This window comes from Mesorhizobium sp. M4B.F.Ca.ET.017.02.2.1 (genome assembly GCF_003998955.1).
GTDB lineage: Bacteria > Pseudomonadota > Alphaproteobacteria > Rhizobiales > Rhizobiaceae > Mesorhizobium > Mesorhizobium abyssinicae.
Genome location: NZ_RZOF01000035.1, coordinates 1 through 15,550 on the forward strand (window position 1 = coordinate 1; position 15,550 = coordinate 15,550).

A 15,550-nucleotide genomic window follows, 5' to 3' on the forward strand; every position below is an offset into this window, starting at 1 on the left:
GCTCTTGTCCGCCTGCATGGCCGAGCCCTTCCTGGTCTCCGGCAGCGGCGGCGCCGATGTCGCGCTGATGCAGGCGGCGCCCGGCCGCATCTTCGTCAAGACCGGTGCAGAGGGCGTCTATTGCGCCGCCGTTCCCGAGCTTGGCCTCGGCATTGCGCTGAAATGCGACGACGGCGCCGGCCGCGCCGCCGAGGTGATGATCGCCGCGGTGCTGGCCAGGCTGCTGCGTGGCGACGAAGGCCTCGCCGCAAAACTGATGGAGCTCGCCCATCGCCCCGTCGAAAGCCGGATTGGCGCCAAGGTTGGCACGCTACGGCCGACGGCTGCGCTCAACTGACGTGGTTGCGCTCAACGGTCAGATGCGCATAGCCGGCATTGCCTGACTGGGCGAGGTCGGCGGTCGCCGGATCGGCCCAGCGCTGGCCGACGATAGCGCCGTTCAGCGCGCCATCGATGACATTGTCCGAGATGATGGCCGTTTCTGCGCCCTCGACCACCGACACCGCAATGCCGGTCCCGGCCTTGCGGATGATGTTGCCGGTGGCAACGACATTGCGCAGATAAGGCCCCCAGCCGATCTGCATGCCATAGAGCGGCGCGTTCTCGACGACATTGCCCGACACGGTGGTGTCGGCCTCGACGCTGATGCCGACGCCGAAGCCGGGCGCGTCGGCGGGGTAGGGGCCGACCGTCGACAGGTTGCGCACGATGTTGTTCGCGCACACGCCCATGCGGCCGCCTTCGTTGAAATTGACGATCGAGATGCCGTTGGCGGCGCCGTCGATGATGTTGTTGCCGATGACCGCGCCTTCGAAGGAGAATTCCGAATAGAGCGCCGTCTCGCCCGAGCGCGAGCAGGTGTTGCCGGTGACCTGCAGATTGCTGGAGCTGTTGGCGCGGATCGCCGAGAAGGCGCAGTCCGAGACGATGTTGCCCGAGATCACGACATTGCCGGCGCGGAAGGCGTTGATGCCGTTGCCGTTCTGGCCGGTGCCGCCGCTCCTGGCGCCGATGCGCTCGACGCGGTTGCCACTGACGAGGGTGCCGTCTTCCGCCTGCTGCCAGCGATGCACGAGGATGCCGCCATTGGCGCAGTCGGAAACCGTATTGCCGGAGATCTCCAGCCCGCCGGCTTCGACCGAATAGATGCCGGCGTCCGCCGCGCCGGAAATGTCGCAACGCCCGACGCGGCCCGAAACATGCTCCAGCGCCAGCCCGTTCTTGCCGCTGCCGGTGACCTGGCAATTGTCGATGACGAGATGGCCGACGCGACGCAGGTCGAGCAGGCCTTGCGCATAGTCGGCCAGCCAGCGGTTCGAGCCGTCGAACACCAGCCCGCCGAGTTCGATATGCTCGGCCTGCTCGACCATCATCAGATGGCCGTTGCCGCCATAGACGATGCGCGTGGCGCCCGGCACGCCGCTCAGGCGCAGGCGCGCTGGCAGCTTGAGGTTGGACACGACATAGGTGCCCTGCGGCAAAAACACCGGCGCGTCGCGCTCGCTGGCGTCGTTGAGGAGCTTGGTGAAGGCCTTGCTCTGGTCGTCAAGCGTGCCTGGTTGCACGCCGAGCTCGGTGGCGTTGATCGAACCGCGCATCGAGGCTTTCGCGATGCCGGGCAGCACCTTGGCCGAGACTTTGCCAGCGCAAAGGCCCGCAATGGCAAAGCCGGCGGTCTGGGCGAGCAGCATTCGTCTGTTCAACATCGGCACAGGTCCTGGCGTTTGCCATCCCTGTCGCAGGAATCGTGCCAGGCCTGCCGTCGGACTACAGCTTGTACAGAGGCGGCACCGGGCCTAAGTTCATTGCATGAGCAGAGCTTTTACCCGCGAAGAAGACAGCGAAAACGCCATCGCCGGCATTGGCGAGCGTCCGATCAGCCAGCACCGCAACCTGGTGACGGAGCGTGGCTTGGCAATGATCGATCAGGAACTCGAAGGACTGCGCGACGAATTGGGCAAGGCCGAGAGGCGAGCCGACCGCGAGCGCATCGCGCTCGTGTCGCGCGACCTGCGCTACTGGACCGCCAGGCGCGAGAGTGCGGAGCTTTCCGTGCCCGAGCCCGGCAGCGACGTGGTCCGCTTCGGCATGGGCGTCACGCTGGAAGGCGATGACGGCAAGAAAGTGCACTGGAAGATCGTCGGCGAGGACGAGGCCGATCCCTCAAAGGGCAGCATTTCCCATGTCTCGCCGATGGCAGTGGCGCTGTTCGGCAAGAAGCTTGGCGACATCGCGTCGGTCAACGGCAAGGAGTGGGAGATCACCAAGCTTTCGGACAAGGCTGAGAGCTAGTCTTCCAGCCTGACGACATGGTCGCGGAAGAATGCCGCGGCCCCGGCTTCGTCGATTTCACCCGCTGCAACCATCATCACCATTTGGATGACGTCCTCCTGCTCGGCCTCGACACTCAATCCATTGAAGTAGAGAAACAAATCGGCTGCGGCAAAAGCGGTGCGCTTGTTGCCGTCGACGAATGGGTGGTTCTTTGCGATGCCAAAGAGATAAGCGGCCGCCAGTTCGCAAAGATCGGGCTCTCCATAGGCCTCCTTCTGCTGAGGCCTAGCAAGCGCTGATTCCAGCATGCCTTCGTCACGAATGCCCGGCGCACCGCCGTGAAGGCGCAACTGCTCGGCGTGCATCGCCTCCACGAATTCTCGCGAATGATGCGCGGTCATTTCGCGAGCGCGCGGTAGGCAACCTCGTATTTCTTCATCCGCTCACGCGCGATCTTCATCTTGCGTTCGAATTCTTCGGCAGAGTCCTCAAGGCGGCGCAAGCGAAGCTCCTGACCCTCCTGGACGACGACCACATTGTCGCCCGCCTTCAGGTTCACCCGGTCGAGAAGTTCCTTCGGCAGGATCAGCCCTTCGGAATTGCCGATTTTGCGAATGGTGGTGTTCATGACGGATCATCCTGTTGCAACGCCGATTATAACGCCAGACGCCGATTGTTGCAACAGGAATTATAACGGCCTCATGCCGCCGCCAGCAAGCGGTCCATAAGCCTGTCCGCCGCTTCTGGAATGACCGTGCCCGGCGGGAAGATTTCCGCCGCACCCGCCTTCAGCACCGCATCATAGTCCTGCGGCGGGATCACGCCGCCGGCGACGATCAGCATGTCGCCATGGCCGAGCTTCTTCAGCGCTTCCTTGAGCTCAGGAATGAGCGTCAAATGTCCGGCCGCGAGCGAGGAGGCGCCGATGATGTCGACGTCGTGCTGGACCGCCAGTTTCGCGATCTCCTCGGGCGTCTGGAACATCGGACCGACGGTGACGTCGAAGCCGAGATCGGCAAAGGCGGTGGCGATCACCTTCTGCCCGCGGTCATGGCCGTCCTGACCCATCTTGGCAACCAGGATACGTGGCTTGCCACCGGATTTCTCCTCAAACGTCGCGATCTTGTCCTGCAGCCTGTCGACCGCCGGATTGTCGCCGAGCGCATCGCGGTAGACGCCGGAGATCGTCTGCACCGAGGCGACATGACGCCCAAAAACCTTTTCCAGCGCCAGCGAAATCTCGCCGACGGTCGCTTTGGCGCGCGCCGCGCGGATGGCGAATTCAAGCAGGTTCTCGTCGTCCTCGGCCGCCCGCGTCAACGCGGCAAGCGCGCCCTCGACCGCGCCGACGTCGCGCGTGCCCTTCAGCCGCTGCAGCTTCGCCAACTGCCTGGCCTTGACCTCGGCATTGTCGATCTTCAGCACGTCGACCTCGATGTCGGTTTGCGGCCGATGCGCGTTGACGCCGACCAGCGTCTGCTCGCCGGAATCGATGCGTGCCTGGGTGCGGGCCGCGGCCTCCTCGATGCGCAGCTTCGGAATGCCTTTCTCGATCGCCGCCGCCATGCCGCCGAGGCTCTCGACCTCCTCGATGTGAGCGAGCGCGCGCGCCGCCAGATCCTGCGTCAGCCGCTCGACGAAGGCCGAGCCGCCCCACGGGTCGACGATGCGCGTGGTGCCGGATTCCTTCTGCAGGATGAGCTGCGTGTTGCGGGCGATGCGGGCCGAATGGTCGGTCGGCAGCGCCATCGCCTCGTCGAAGGAATTGGTATGCAGCGACTGCGTATGCCCCTGCGTCGCCGCCATCGCCTCGATCATCGTGCGGGTGATGTTGTTGTAGGGATCCTGCGCCGTCAGTGACCAGCCTGACGTCTGGCAGTGCGTGCGCAGCGACAGCGAGCGCTCGTCCTTGGGCGCAAAATTCTTCTTCATCAGGCTCGACCACAGCAGGCGCGCGGCCCTGAGCTTGGCGACCTCCATGAAGAAGTCCATGCCGACGGCCCAGAAGAAGGAAAGCCGCGGCGCGAAGCGGTCGATGTCGAGCCCGGCAGCGACGCCGGCGCGGGCATATTCGATGCCGTCGGCGATGGTGTAGGCGAGCTCGAGGTCCGCCGTCGCGCCGGCCTCCTGCATATGGTAGCCCGAGATCGAGATCGAGTTGAACTTCGGCATGTTGCGCGACGTGTAGGCGAAGATGTCCGACACGATCCGCATCGAGGGTTTCGGCGGGTAGATGTAGGTGTTGCGGACCATGAACTCCTTCAGAATGTCGTTCTGAATGGTCCCGGCGAGATCCTTTTGCGCAACTCCCTGTTCCTCCGCCGCCACGATGTAGAGCGCCATGACCGGCAGCACCGCGCCGTTCATGGTCATCGACACCGTCATTTCGCCGAGCGGAATGCCGTCGAACAGCTGGCGCATGTCGAGGATGGAATCGATGGCGACTCCCGCCATGCCGACATCGCCTGCGACGCGAGGATGGTCGCTGTCATAACCGCGATGCGTGGCGAGATCGAAAGCGACCGACAGGCCCTTCTGCCCGGCCGCCAGGTTGCGCCGGTAGAAGGCGTTCGACTCTTCCGCCGTTGAGAAGCCGGCATATTGCCGGATCGTCCAGGGCTGCTGGACGTACATTGTCGGGTAGGGGCCGCGCACGAAGGGCGCCAAGCCGGGATAGGTATCGAGATTGGCGAGGCCCTTGAGATCGCCCTGCATGTAGAGATGCTTCACGGCGATGCCTTCCGGCGTCATCCGCTGGCCCTTGAGCTCGACCGGCGCGCGGCGCGGAGCAGACCAGCCGATCTGGCTGAAATCGGGGATCATGCGCCGGCTCCGATCGACTGATCGATGCGCACCGGAAACAGCGGCTCGCAGGTCGCGACGCCTTCCGTCAGCGCCGGTCGCCGCTCCGCCGCCAGTGTTTCGACCGGGCGTTCGCTGCCCGCGCGGAACAGTGTCGTGCCGACGATAGCGCGCGCGCCCGTCCGGTATTCGGCGTTGCGCTTCGCAGCGGCGGTCTGGACGCGGTTCTGGATGTAGCCTTGCTGCAGGCTCGCCAGCACGCCGCCTTCGGCCTCGATGCGCTGGAATTCTTGCCAGGCGACCGCGCAGAGATCATTGGTCAGCGCCTCGACGGCGCCCGATCCGCCAGCGGGGTCGGCGACGTGATCGACGTGGCTTTCCTCGGCCATGATCAGCTGCGCGTTGCGGGCGACGCGGCGGGCAAAGCCGGCCGGCAGCCCATGCGCGATTGTGTGTGGCAGGATGGAGATCGAATCGGCCCCGCCGGCGGCGGCCGCGAAACAGGCGATCGCCGTGCGCAATATGTTGGTCTCCGGGTCCGCCGCCGTCATCATGCGATAGGACGTCTCGGCGTGGATGCTGGCCGTCGAGGCCGGGATCGAGCAGGCTTCCTGGATCCGCGCCCACAGCCGGCGCAAGGCGCGCACCTTGGCCATCGACAGCAACTGGTCCTGGTCGACGCTGAGCGCGAAGCCGATATGGGGTGCGGCATAGACCAGCGGCTGGCGCGCCTTCTCGAACATCCTGAGATAGGAGACCGCCGACGCCATCATCGTGCCGAGCTCCTGGGCCTCGGTGGCGCCGGCATTGTGGAAGACGCGCCCGTCGGCCTCGAGCAGCACGCCGGGCACTCCCATCGAGAAGAAATGCGCCATCGACTGCGGCATCGATTCCTGCAGCGCCTCGATCGACATGCGCAGCCGGCCGGTGCCGGCGAAGATCGCCGCCGGATCGATGCCGAAGGAAAGGTTGAGCTTGGCCGGATCGGAGCGGCGCTTGCCCAGGAATGCCACCAGCCAGTCGGCCACCGCACGGCTCCAGGGATGGGCATCGATGCGGACCTGGACGCGGTTGAGCGGCACGCCGTCGAGCACCGCTTCCAGCGCCTCGGCCGTTCGCGGCAGGCCATAGCCGAAAGCGTTCGGCGCGCCCTCGAAAACCAGTGACAGACCGGTCGCCCCTTGCGCGACATCGTCCAGTGCCTGCGCCTTGGCGCGGCCAATATCCGGATCGTCGACGCGCTGGCTGACGATCCAGGGCGCTCCGGGATTTGCCCTGACCAGCGGTTCGGCCGCGGCCGAGCGCTCATAGAGCGGCTCGATGCGGATGCCGTCGTCGCTGTGGGAAACCAGCCTGTCCTCGAAGGAGCCGCCGGCAAGCGCCTTTTCGGCGAGCGCCAGCCAGCGCTGGCGGTCAGCGTTCTGAAGGTCGACTTCCCTGGTCAAGGCGCCGGCGCCCATCCGCACTCCTGGTTTTTCTGCCGCATCAATTCGAACCGTCAGTCTAAGGTTCCCTGTCCGATATCACAATGCGCCACGCATGCGGCCGGGTGAACCACCGACCGATTGCCAAACATGCGCAAAGTCCGCAAGCTGCAGGAAGCCCGGCAAGTCGGGATTTGGGTTGAGTTCCAGACTCCGACTGAAAGCCCGATTCGCGATTGGAGCATTGTCGCTGCCGCGTCGCCTCACTATACCTCAGCGTGGCCCTTTGCTTTTAACTTCATCAGGTTGCGGAGACCGGACATATGGCTGACGACAAGAGCATTTTCATCGGCGCCAGCCGCAAGCCCGACGACAGCTATCAGCGCCCCGAGCAGCTTCTGCTGCAATATGGCAACCGCCACGGCCTGGTCACCGGCGCCACCGGCACCGGCAAGACGGTCAGCCTGCAAATCCTCGCCGAGGGTTTTTCCAACGCCGGCGTGCCGGTCTTCTGCGCCGACATCAAGGGCGATCTTTCCGGCATCGCCATGATGGGCGAGGCCAAGGATTTCCTGGTCAAGCGCGCCGAGCAGATCAAGCTCGACCCTTACGACTTCCAGGAATTCCCGGTCATCTTCTGGGACCTGTTCGGCGAACAGGGCCACCCGATTCGCGCCACGACTTCGGAGATGGGACCGCTCTTGCTGTCGCGGCTGATGAACCTAACCGAAGCGCAGGAAGGCATCATGAACATCGCCTTCCGCATCGCCGACGAGGAAGGCCTGCTTCTGCTCGACCTCAAGGATCTGCAGGCGCTGCTCGCCAATATCGCCGAGCGCGCCGATGAGCTCAGCGCCCGCTACGGCAATGTCACCAAGCCGTCCGTCGGCGCCATCCAGCGCACGCTGCTGGTGCTGGAGCAGCAGGGCGCGGCGAACTTCTTCGGCGAGCCGGCGCTGCGCATCGCCGACATCATGCGCACCACCCGCGACGGCCGTGGCGCCATCAGCGTGCTTGCCGCCGACAAGCTGATGATGAACCCCAGGCTCTACGCCACCTTCCTGCTCTGGCTGATGTCGGAGCTGTTCGAGGAATTGCCCGAGGTCGGCGATCCGGACAAGCCGAAGCTGGTCTTCTTCTTCGACGAGGCGCATCTGTTGTTCGAGGACGCGCCGAAGGTGCTGGTCGACCGCGTCGAGCAGGTGGTGCGGCTGATCCGCTCCAAGGGCGTCGGCGTCTATTTCGTCACCCAGAACCCGCTGGATATTCCCGAGAAGGTTCTGGCGCAGCTCGGCAACAGGGTCCAGCATGCCCTGCGCGCCTATACGCCGCGCGAACAGCAGGCGGTGAGGACGGCGGCCGAGACCTTCCGCCCCAACCCCGATTTCGACTGCATGACCGCGATCACCCAGTTCGGCACCGGCGAGGCGCTGGTCTCGACGCTGGAGGCCAAGGGCGTGCCCTCCATGGTCCAGCGCACGCTGATTCGCCCGCCGTCGTCGCGGCTCGGCCCGATCACGCCGGACGAGCGCCGCCAGTTGATCGGGGAAAGCCCGGTCTCGGGCCAATACGACCAGGTGATCGACCGCGAATCGGCCTTCGAGCTGTTGCAGAAGAAGGCGAAAGAGGCGCAGGAGGCCGAAGAGCAGGCGCAACAGGCCGACAGCGGCCGCTCGCGCTGGACGATTCCCGGTTTTGGCGACGATCCCGCTCCGCAGTCCGGCGGCCGCCGCGCCCCGGCGCCACGCCCCTCCAACCGCCAGACCGTGGCCGAAGCGGCGATCAAGTCGGTGGTGCGCTCGGTCGGCTCGTCTGTCGGCCGCGCGATCGTGCGCGGGATCCTGGGGAGCCTGGCCAGGGGGCGGTAGGATGTCTGCACGAGAAGGGCGGAGGTCGCTTCAAGCGCGGTGACAGAGCGCTGCCGTGATCAATCCTTCCTGCGTTATGGCGAGCAGGAAGCCGCGGCGAAGTACCAGGCGAACTGGCTCAGATTCGCGATGACGGATTCACACCGGGATGAGCGGAGCGACCTCACACCGGGATGAGCGGAGCCACCTCACGGTCCGATGGCCGGTCGCTCGCCGCGAGGCCAGCCAGCACACCGGCACGATCGGCAGCGTTGCGGTTCTGGCTCATCTTGCGCTTGCCTTCGAGCCGCGTGATCGGCATGCGCAGGCCAATAATCCCCTTCAGTTGCGCCTGGATGAAATCCGGCGGCGCATCCGATACGGCCCAGGGCGAGGCGCGGCCGCCTTCGTGGAGGGTGGTGAGACGCGTCACCACGTCGAGCAGCCTGTCGGCATCGTCGAAGAATTCAATCGGTCCATAGGCATGGACGGCGACATAGTTCCAGGTCGGCACGACCTTCCCGGTTTCCTGCTTGGCCTGATACCACGCCGGCGTCACATAGGCGTCCGGTCCCATGAAGATCGCCAGGCCGTCGCCCAATACCGGTGCGCGCCACTGCGGATTTGCCTTCGCGACATGGCCGTAGATCACGCCGTGCTCGCCCTCGTTCTCGTCGAGAAGAAGTGGCAACGGCGTCGCCTGCGGTACTTCCGCCGTGGCGGTGACCAGTGTCGCCAGCCGCGCCGCGCGGATCGTTGCTCTCAGGCTCTCCTTGTCGTCATCACGGAAGGCGGGCGGTATGTACATGGCAAAACTCCTTGCGTTGCAGGCGACGATGCCGCAAGTCTGGCTTGGTGGAAATATCCAGTTTCGCAGGTTCTCTGTGGTCCAGTTGGAGAAGGATGGCGTCGCGCGCCGGATCATCGCGGCGATCAAGGCGCAGGTGCACAGCGGCGCCTATCGGCCTGGCGACCGCCTGCCGTCGACGCGGGTCTTTGCCGCCGAATGGGGCGCCTCACGCACCACGGTGACGGCCGCCTATAGCCAGCTCGACGCCGAAGGCTATCTGATCATCCGGCCGGGAGCACGCGCGATCGTGGCCTCGGGGCTGGAGGCGCCGTCGATGGAGACGCCCCTCGAGGCCGCTCAGCCCCGCAACCTGTCGGCATTCGCCCGCCGCCTCGTGGCCCTGCCTGCGCCGGCGGAAATGCAGCCGGCCAAGCTTGCCGATTTCCGCTATGGCGACCTGTCCGGGGCGGACTTCCCGGTGCTGGCCTGGCGGCGGGCGTCGAACAAAGCCATTTTGCGACGCCCCGCTCGGCTGCGCTATGGCGACCCTCAGGGGTCCCTTGCCGCCCGCGGCGCGCTTCAGGGCTATCTCTGGCGCGCTCGCGGCATCAATTGCACGCCGGACCAGATCGTCATCGTCAACGGCTCGCAGCAAGGGCTCGACCTCTGCGCGCGGCTGCTGCTTGACCCCGGCGACCGGTTTGTGATCGAGAACCCGGGCTATCTGCTGGCCCGCAATGCCTTCGCGGCGGCAGGCGGCATCGCCGTGCCCGTTGCGGTCGACGCCGACGGGCTGAGGACGGATGCCTTGCCGCCGGCCCGCCTTGCTTGCGTGACGCCGTCGCATCAGTTTCCGCTCGGCAGCGTGCTTTCGGCGACGCGCCGGCGCGCCCTCCTGGCCTGGGCCAAGGCTACAGGCGCCTACATCGTCGAAGACGATTATGATGGCGAATACCGTCACGACATCTCCCCCATCCCGCCGCTTCAAGCCCTCGATCCTGACTCCGTCATCTATATCGGCACGCTGTCCAAGACGCTTTCGCCGACCCTGAGGCTCGGCTATCTCGTCGTTCCAGCCAGCCTCACCCGGGCGTTTAGCGAGGCGAAACGGCTGACCGACCGGCATGCTCCGATGCTGGAACAAGACATACTGGGCGACCTGCTCGCGAGCGGCGCTTATGAGCGTCACGTCCGCAGCATTCGCAGGAAGAACGCCGAGCGCAGGGAGGCCCTGCTGCAGGCGTTGTCCGAACATCTGGGTGCAGGAGTCTCCGTCGCGGGAGCCGACACCGGACTGCATGTCGTCGCCTGGATGAACGGCATCCATGCCGAACGCGAGCCTGCGATCATCGCGGCTGCGCGCGCCGCCGGGATCGGCCTCTATCCGGTATCGCCGCTCTATGATCCAACCGAGCCGCGACCCGAAACGGCCGGCTTCATCCTCGGCTATGCCGGCCTCGACGTGGAGGCACTGAGACGCGGTGTTGCAATGCTGGCCACTGTGCTGGCCGCGCACCGCTGACGAGATCAGGCTTCAGAAGAGCTCGTCGGTGTCGCGCCTGATCGGCCCAAGCAGGATCGATCCATCGGGCACGCCGGCGTCGATCGGTATGGCTTTGCGATTGGCGCTGGCCACCATCGGCTGGCCGACATCGGCGGTAACGATCACCGGCGTCTTCGAGGGCACGCGATCGTAGAGATCGATGATGTCCTGGTTGATCAGGCGAACGCAGCCCGACGACACCGATTTGCCGATCGAGTTCCATTCCGGCGAGCCGTGCAGGCGGTAGAGCGTGTCCACATTCCCCTGGAACAGATAGAGCGCGCGCGCGCCGAGCGGGTTCTTCAGCCCGCCGGGCATGCCGCCATTGTCGGCGCTGTACTCCCTCAGCTCCGGCTGGCGGGCGACCATCTCGTCCGGCGGCGTCCATTTTGGCCACTTCTGCTTCCACTGCACCACCGCGTCGCCGGCCCATTCGAAGCCGGCACGGCCGAGGCCGACGCCGTAGCGGATCGCCTGGCCACCTTCACGCACTAGGTAGAGGTGATGGCCGGTCGTATCGACGATGATGGTGCCCGGCTTCTGGCCAGTCGGATCGGGAACGATCTGGCGCAGGAACTGCGGATCGATCTTCTGGAACGGTATGGCCGGCACTTCGAAACCGCTGTCCGAGATCGGGCCGTACATCGTCGCATAGTCGCCCAGCGGCGGCTCGACATAGGCCGGCGGCGGCGGCTCGACCGGTTCCGGCCTCGTCGTGGCGCAAGCGGAAACGGCGACCGAGGCGGCGCCGAGCGCCGCGGCATTGAGAAAGCCGCGGCGGCTGAGGCGAAGGGAGGACGGATCGGATGTGAACATGGTTGCCTTTTTTAGGTCTCAAGTCGCAACAAAGCATAAATGCGCCGGTGCGGACTGTTAACGGGAGCACTCTCGCCTTTAACAGTTGGCGGCGATAGGCGGTTCCGATTCTGGCCTCAGGGTGGACAAACAAAGGCAAAGCTGTGACCGCATCCGGCCTGTTGCGTCACGGCCACATGCGGCCTGGCGACCCCAAGCTATGTTGAGATCCAGGTCAAGTCGGCATCACCTGAATACCAACATACCTCAAGCGGTCAGCAGGCCTTCGAGCGACGGCAGGATCAATCCCGGCATGAAATCGCGGTATTCGTCAGGCTGGTTGGCGCGGTTGATCCACACCGTGCGGAAGCCGAACTTGGCGGCCCCCGCCACGTCCCAGCGGTTGGACGACTGGAAGGACACCGCATCCGGATAGAGGCGCCAGCCGGTGGTCACCATGTCGTAAGTCGAGGGGTCGGTCTTGAAGCGCCTGACTTGATCGACGGAAAAGATGTCGTCCAGCACCTGGTCGAGCGCGGCCGACTTGACCGCAGCTTCGAGCATCTCGGGCGAGCCGTTGGAGAGGATCGCCAGCCGAGCGCCGGACGCCTTGAGCGCCTTGAGCACGGCCGGCACCTCCGGATAGCAGTCGAGCCGCCAGTAAGCCTCCAGCAGCTTGGCCCGCAGCCCCCTGTCGACCGAGGGTACCTTGCGCACGGCGAAATCCAGCGCCTGCTCGGTCAATTGCCAGAAATCGGCATAGGCGCCCATCAGCGTCCTGACCCAGGAATATTCGAGCTGCTTGGCGCGCCAGATGTCGGAGAGCAGCTGGCCGTCCGGCCCGATCTCGCCGGCATGGCGGCGCACGGCGGCATGCACGTCGAACAATGTGCCGTAGGCGTCGAAAACATAAGCCGCATGGTGCATGCGACAGTTGTGAGGCGAGGGCAGGCGGAGCGCAAGCGTTGATTGCGGCCAGCGCCAATCGATGCTTGCGATAGCCGCCAGGCCGAGAGCCGCAGGCCTCAACAAATCTCCGCGATACCGGTTGACTGCGGCCTTCAAAGCATCTTCCTATGCCCGCTTCGCGAAAAGCATCTGGACGGACCGAGCAATGACACTGGCGGCAGCGGCGCAATCCGCAACATGGACCTTCGTCGACGGCGACTGGCATGAAGGCAATGTCGCCATTCTCGGCCCCCGCAGCCACGCCATGTGGCTCGGCACCAGCGTCTTCGACGGCGCCCGCTGGTTCGAGGGCGTGGCGCCCGACCTCGAGCTTCACGCCGCGCGGGTGAACGCCTCGGCCATCGCGCTCGGCCTGAAACCCACCATGACCACCGACAAGATCGTCGGGCTGACCTGGGATGGCCTGAAGAAGTTCGATGGCAAGACGGCGGTCTATATCAGGCCGATGTATTGGGCCGAGCATGGCGGCTACATGGGCGTGCCGGCCGATCCGGCCTCGACCCGTTTTTGCCTTTGCCTATACGAATCGCCGATGATCTCGCCGGCTGGCTTTTCGATCACCTTGTCGCCGTTCCGGCGGCCAAGCATCGAGACCATGCCGACCAACGCCAAGGCCGGCTGCCTCTATCCCAACAATGGTCGCGCCATCCTCGAAGCCAAGATGCGCGGCTTCGACAATGCGCTGGTGCTGGACATGCTGGGCAACGTCGCCGAGACCGGAACCTCGAACATCTTCCTGGTCAAGGACGGCCATGTGCTGACGCCGGCGGCGAACGGCACCTTCCTGTCCGGCATCACCCGTTCGCGCACGATAAACCTGCTCGGCGACTACGGCTTCAAGACCACCGAAAGGACGCTCTCGGTGCGCGAATTCCTCGAAGCGGACGAGATCTTCTCCACCGGCAACCACTCCAAGATCGTGCCGATCACCCGCATCGAGGAGCGCAACCTCCAGCCCGGGCCGGTCGCCAAGAAGGCGCGCGAGCTCTACTGGGACTGGGCGCATTCGGCGTCCGCCGCCTGATCCGCGGCCGGGCTTTCCTTTCACGCGGCCACCTGCTGCAAAACCATGTGACACTCTTCCGGAACCTCTCTAGAAAGGGAACCGGCGCTTCATTCCGGAGTTGTCCCCAACCATTCCAGACCTATCTTAGTCCGGTATCGACACCGGATTTTCCATGAGGGAGTACCATCCATGGCTTTTGAGCTGCCCGCTTTGCCCTACGACTACGAGGCCTTGCAGCCTTACATGTCGAAGGAGACGCTGGAGTACCACCACGACAAGCACCACAAGGCCTATGTCGACAACGGCAACAAGCTCGCCGCGGAAGCCGGCCTGGGAGACCTTTCGGTCGAGGAGGTCGTCAAGCAGTCCTTCGGCAAGAACGCCGGCCTCTTCAACAACGCCGCCCAGCACTACAACCACATCCACTTCTGGAAGTGGATGAAGAAGGGCGGCGGCGGCTCCAAGCTCCCTGGGGCCCTGCAGAAGGCCTTCGACAGCGACCTCGGCGGCTATGACAAGTTCAAGGCGGACTTCATCGCCGCCGGCACCACCCAGTTCGGTTCCGGCTGGGCCTGGGTTTCGGTCAAGGACGGCAAGCTCGCGATCTCGAAGACGCCGAACGGCGAGAATCCGCTGGTGCATGGCGCCTCGCCGATCCTCGGCGTCGACGTCTGGGAGCACTCCTACTACATCGACTACCGCAACGCCCGCCCGAAATACCTCGAAGCCTTCGTCGACAGCCTGATCAACTGGGATCATGTCCTTGAGCTCTATGAAAAGGCCAATGGCTGATTGATCGGAGAAAAAGCCCCGGCACACCGGGGCTTTTTCTTTTCTGCCGGCAACGAAAAGTGAAAATCGTTGCTGAGTGGACGGAATATTTCCCCTGCGACGTCCGTTAACGTCCAGTCGCGAACTCTCTTCACCAAGGAGCCACTGAATGAGAAAGCTTGTTCTCGCCGTCTCTATGCTCACAATTGCCGGTTCGGCCGCCTTTGCTGATCCGATCAAGGATCGCCAGGCCCTGATGAAGGAGCGCGGCAAGCTCGCCGGACAATTGTCGAAGGTCGTCAAGGGCGAGGAGGCTTTCGACGCCGCCGCCGTGCTGACCGCGCTGCAGGCGCTGCAGGCCAATGGCGAGAAATGGGACACCGAGAAGTTCTTTCCGGCCGGCAGCGACAAGGGCGACACCACCGCCGCGCCGAAGATCTGGGAAGATACGGCCGGCTTCAACGCGGCCGAGGACAAGTTCCTGGCCGACGTCAAGGCCGCGGTCGCGGCTCCGCCAGCCGATGTCGATGCCTTGAAGGCGCAGCTCAACACGATCGGCGGCGACTGCGGCACCTGCCACCAGAGCTACAGGATCAAGAAGGGCTGATCGCGGTCAATGCCCTGGCTGAGGAAACTCGTCGGCGCCGCCCTCGTTCTGGGCGGCGTCGGCGCGGTTGCCGGATGGGTGATGTCGGCGCCGGTCAGGCTCGATGCCGCGACCGTCGCGCAGCTCGGCCCCGGCGACGCCGCCAAGGGCAAGCGCATCTTCTATGCCGGCGGCTGCACCTCCTGCCATGCGAAGCCCGGCGCGAAAGGCGAGGACCGCCTTGCGCTGACCGGCGGCCTGGAACTGAAGACGCCGTTCGGCACTTTCGTGCCGCCCAACATCTCGCAGGATGCCAAGGACGGGATCGGCGCCTGGAGCGAGGAAGACTTCGCCAACGCCATGCTGAGGGGCGTCTCGCCGGCGGGCGAGCATTTCTATCCGGCGTTTCCGTATGCCTCCTACACACGCATGAAGCCGTCCGATGTCGCCGACCTCTACGCCTTCATGAAGACGCTGCCGGCAGTCGCCGGCAAGGCGCCTGATCACAAGCTCGCCTTCCCCTTCAACATCCGCCGCGGCATCGGCCTGTGGAAGCGGCTTTATCTCAACCCCGAGCAGGTGATCGCCGTGGCCGACGGCGCGCCGGACAAGGTCGCGGCCGGTCGCTATCTCGTCGAAGGCCCCGGCCATTGCGGCGAATGCCACACGCCGCGCGACCTTGCCGGCGGCACCAGGAAGAGCGAATGGCTGGCCGGCGCCACGGCCGCCGAAGGGTCGGGCAT

Annotated in this window: 16 protein-coding genes; 8 read left to right on the top strand and 8 right to left on the bottom strand. The window is 65.0% G+C overall.

Annotated features, from left to right (window positions below; all coding sequences use genetic code 11):
• Positions 1 to 337, top strand: a 337-nt coding sequence (locus EN738_RS07100; RefSeq protein WP_189605773.1) for an asparaginase, incomplete at its 5' end; no start/stop codon positions are given.
• Here EN738_RS07100 and EN738_RS07105 read toward each other — a convergent pair.
• The gene (locus EN738_RS07105) at positions 330 to 1,706 is read right to left on the bottom strand and encodes a TIGR03808 family TAT-translocated repetitive protein (RefSeq protein WP_127283085.1); all 1,377 of its coding nucleotides are present in this window, start codon (positions 1,704 to 1,706) and stop codon (positions 330 to 332) included. The two genes, EN738_RS07100 and EN738_RS07105, sit on opposite strands and share 8 nt — an antisense overlap.
• Before the next feature lie 103 nt (positions 1,707 to 1,809).
• Between EN738_RS07105 and greA the strand changes: the two genes are divergently transcribed.
• Positions 1,810 to 2,292, top strand: a complete 483-nt coding sequence (gene greA / locus EN738_RS07110) for a transcription elongation factor GreA (protein WP_127283086.1) — start codon at positions 1,810 to 1,812, stop codon at positions 2,290 to 2,292.
• On the opposite strand, the gene EN738_RS07115 is transcribed toward greA, so the two are convergent.
• The 4 genes from EN738_RS07115 to EN738_RS07130 form a co-directional block, all read right to left on the bottom strand.
• On the bottom strand, positions 2,289 to 2,675 hold the full coding sequence (locus tag EN738_RS07115; protein WP_127283087.1) for a type II toxin-antitoxin system death-on-curing family toxin: 387 nt from the start codon (positions 2,673 to 2,675) through the stop codon (positions 2,289 to 2,291). The genes greA and EN738_RS07115 overlap by 4 nt on opposite strands.
• Positions 2,672 to 2,902 carry an AbrB/MazE/SpoVT family DNA-binding domain-containing protein gene (locus EN738_RS07120; RefSeq protein ID WP_127283088.1) on the bottom strand — a complete coding sequence of 77 codons (231 nt, stop codon included), beginning with the start codon at positions 2,900 to 2,902 and terminating at the stop codon, positions 2,672 to 2,674. The genes EN738_RS07115 and EN738_RS07120 overlap by 4 nt, the downstream gene beginning before the upstream one ends.
• Positions 2,903 to 2,973: 71 nt before the next feature.
• On the bottom strand, positions 2,974 to 5,097 hold the full coding sequence (gene scpA / locus EN738_RS07125) for a methylmalonyl-CoA mutase (RefSeq protein WP_127283089.1): 2,124 nt from the start codon (positions 5,095 to 5,097) through the stop codon (positions 2,974 to 2,976).
• On the bottom strand, positions 5,094 to 6,536 hold the full coding sequence (locus EN738_RS07130; RefSeq protein ID WP_127283090.1) for a methylmalonyl-CoA mutase subunit beta: 1,443 nt from the start codon (positions 6,534 to 6,536) through the stop codon (positions 5,094 to 5,096). The genes scpA and EN738_RS07130 overlap by 4 nt, the downstream gene beginning before the upstream one ends.
• 287 nt (positions 6,537 to 6,823) lie before the next feature.
• Here EN738_RS07130 and EN738_RS07135 point away from each other — a divergent pair, with 287 nt between their 5' ends.
• A complete protein-coding gene (locus EN738_RS07135) occupies positions 6,824 to 8,368 on the top strand; it encodes a helicase HerA-like C-terminal domain-containing protein (RefSeq protein ID WP_127283091.1) in 1,545 nt (514 codons plus the stop codon).
• Positions 8,369 to 8,531: 163 nt separating this feature from the next.
• Here the strand turns inward: EN738_RS07135 and EN738_RS07140 are convergent, their stop codons facing one another.
• On the bottom strand, positions 8,532 to 9,155 hold the full coding sequence (locus EN738_RS07140; protein ID WP_127283092.1) for an FMN-binding negative transcriptional regulator: 624 nt from the start codon (positions 9,153 to 9,155) through the stop codon (positions 8,532 to 8,534).
• Between EN738_RS07140 and EN738_RS07145 the strand changes: the two genes are divergently transcribed.
• A complete protein-coding gene (locus EN738_RS07145) occupies positions 9,154 to 10,659 on the top strand; it encodes a PLP-dependent aminotransferase family protein (protein WP_245494407.1) in 1,506 nt (501 codons plus the stop codon). The genes EN738_RS07140 and EN738_RS07145 overlap by 2 nt on opposite strands.
• Before the next feature lie 12 nt (positions 10,660 to 10,671).
• Here EN738_RS07145 and EN738_RS07150 read toward each other — a convergent pair whose 3' ends face one another.
• Both EN738_RS07150 and EN738_RS07155 read right to left on the bottom strand, forming a co-directional pair.
• Entirely contained in the window at positions 10,672 to 11,496 is an 825-nt protein-coding gene (locus tag EN738_RS07150) for a L,D-transpeptidase (RefSeq protein WP_127283093.1), read from the bottom strand.
• 246 nt (positions 11,497 to 11,742) lie between these two features.
• Complete coding sequence (locus EN738_RS07155; RefSeq protein ID WP_127283094.1) at positions 11,743 to 12,402, bottom strand: haloacid dehalogenase type II; 660 nt, start codon at positions 12,400 to 12,402, stop codon at positions 11,743 to 11,745.
• Positions 12,403 to 12,589: 187 nt separating this feature from the next.
• Between EN738_RS07155 and EN738_RS07160 the strand changes: the two genes are divergently transcribed.
• The 4 genes from EN738_RS07160 to EN738_RS07175 form a co-directional block, all read left to right on the top strand.
• The gene (locus EN738_RS07160; protein ID WP_127283095.1) at positions 12,590 to 13,468 is read left to right on the top strand and encodes a branched-chain amino acid aminotransferase; all 879 of its coding nucleotides are present in this window, start codon (positions 12,590 to 12,592) and stop codon (positions 13,466 to 13,468) included.
• A gap of 171 nt (positions 13,469 to 13,639) precedes the next feature.
• Positions 13,640 to 14,242, top strand: a complete 603-nt coding sequence (locus EN738_RS07165; RefSeq protein ID WP_127283096.1) for a superoxide dismutase — start codon at positions 13,640 to 13,642, stop codon at positions 14,240 to 14,242.
• A 148-nt stretch (positions 14,243 to 14,390) separates the two neighbouring features.
• Positions 14,391 to 14,828 carry a cytochrome c gene (locus EN738_RS07170; protein ID WP_127283097.1) on the top strand — a complete coding sequence of 146 codons (438 nt, stop codon included), beginning with the start codon at positions 14,391 to 14,393 and terminating at the stop codon, positions 14,826 to 14,828.
• A gap of 9 nt (positions 14,829 to 14,837) precedes the next feature.
• Positions 14,838 to 15,550, top strand: a 713-nt coding sequence (locus tag EN738_RS07175) for a cytochrome c (RefSeq protein WP_245494409.1), incomplete at its 3' end; no start/stop codon positions are given.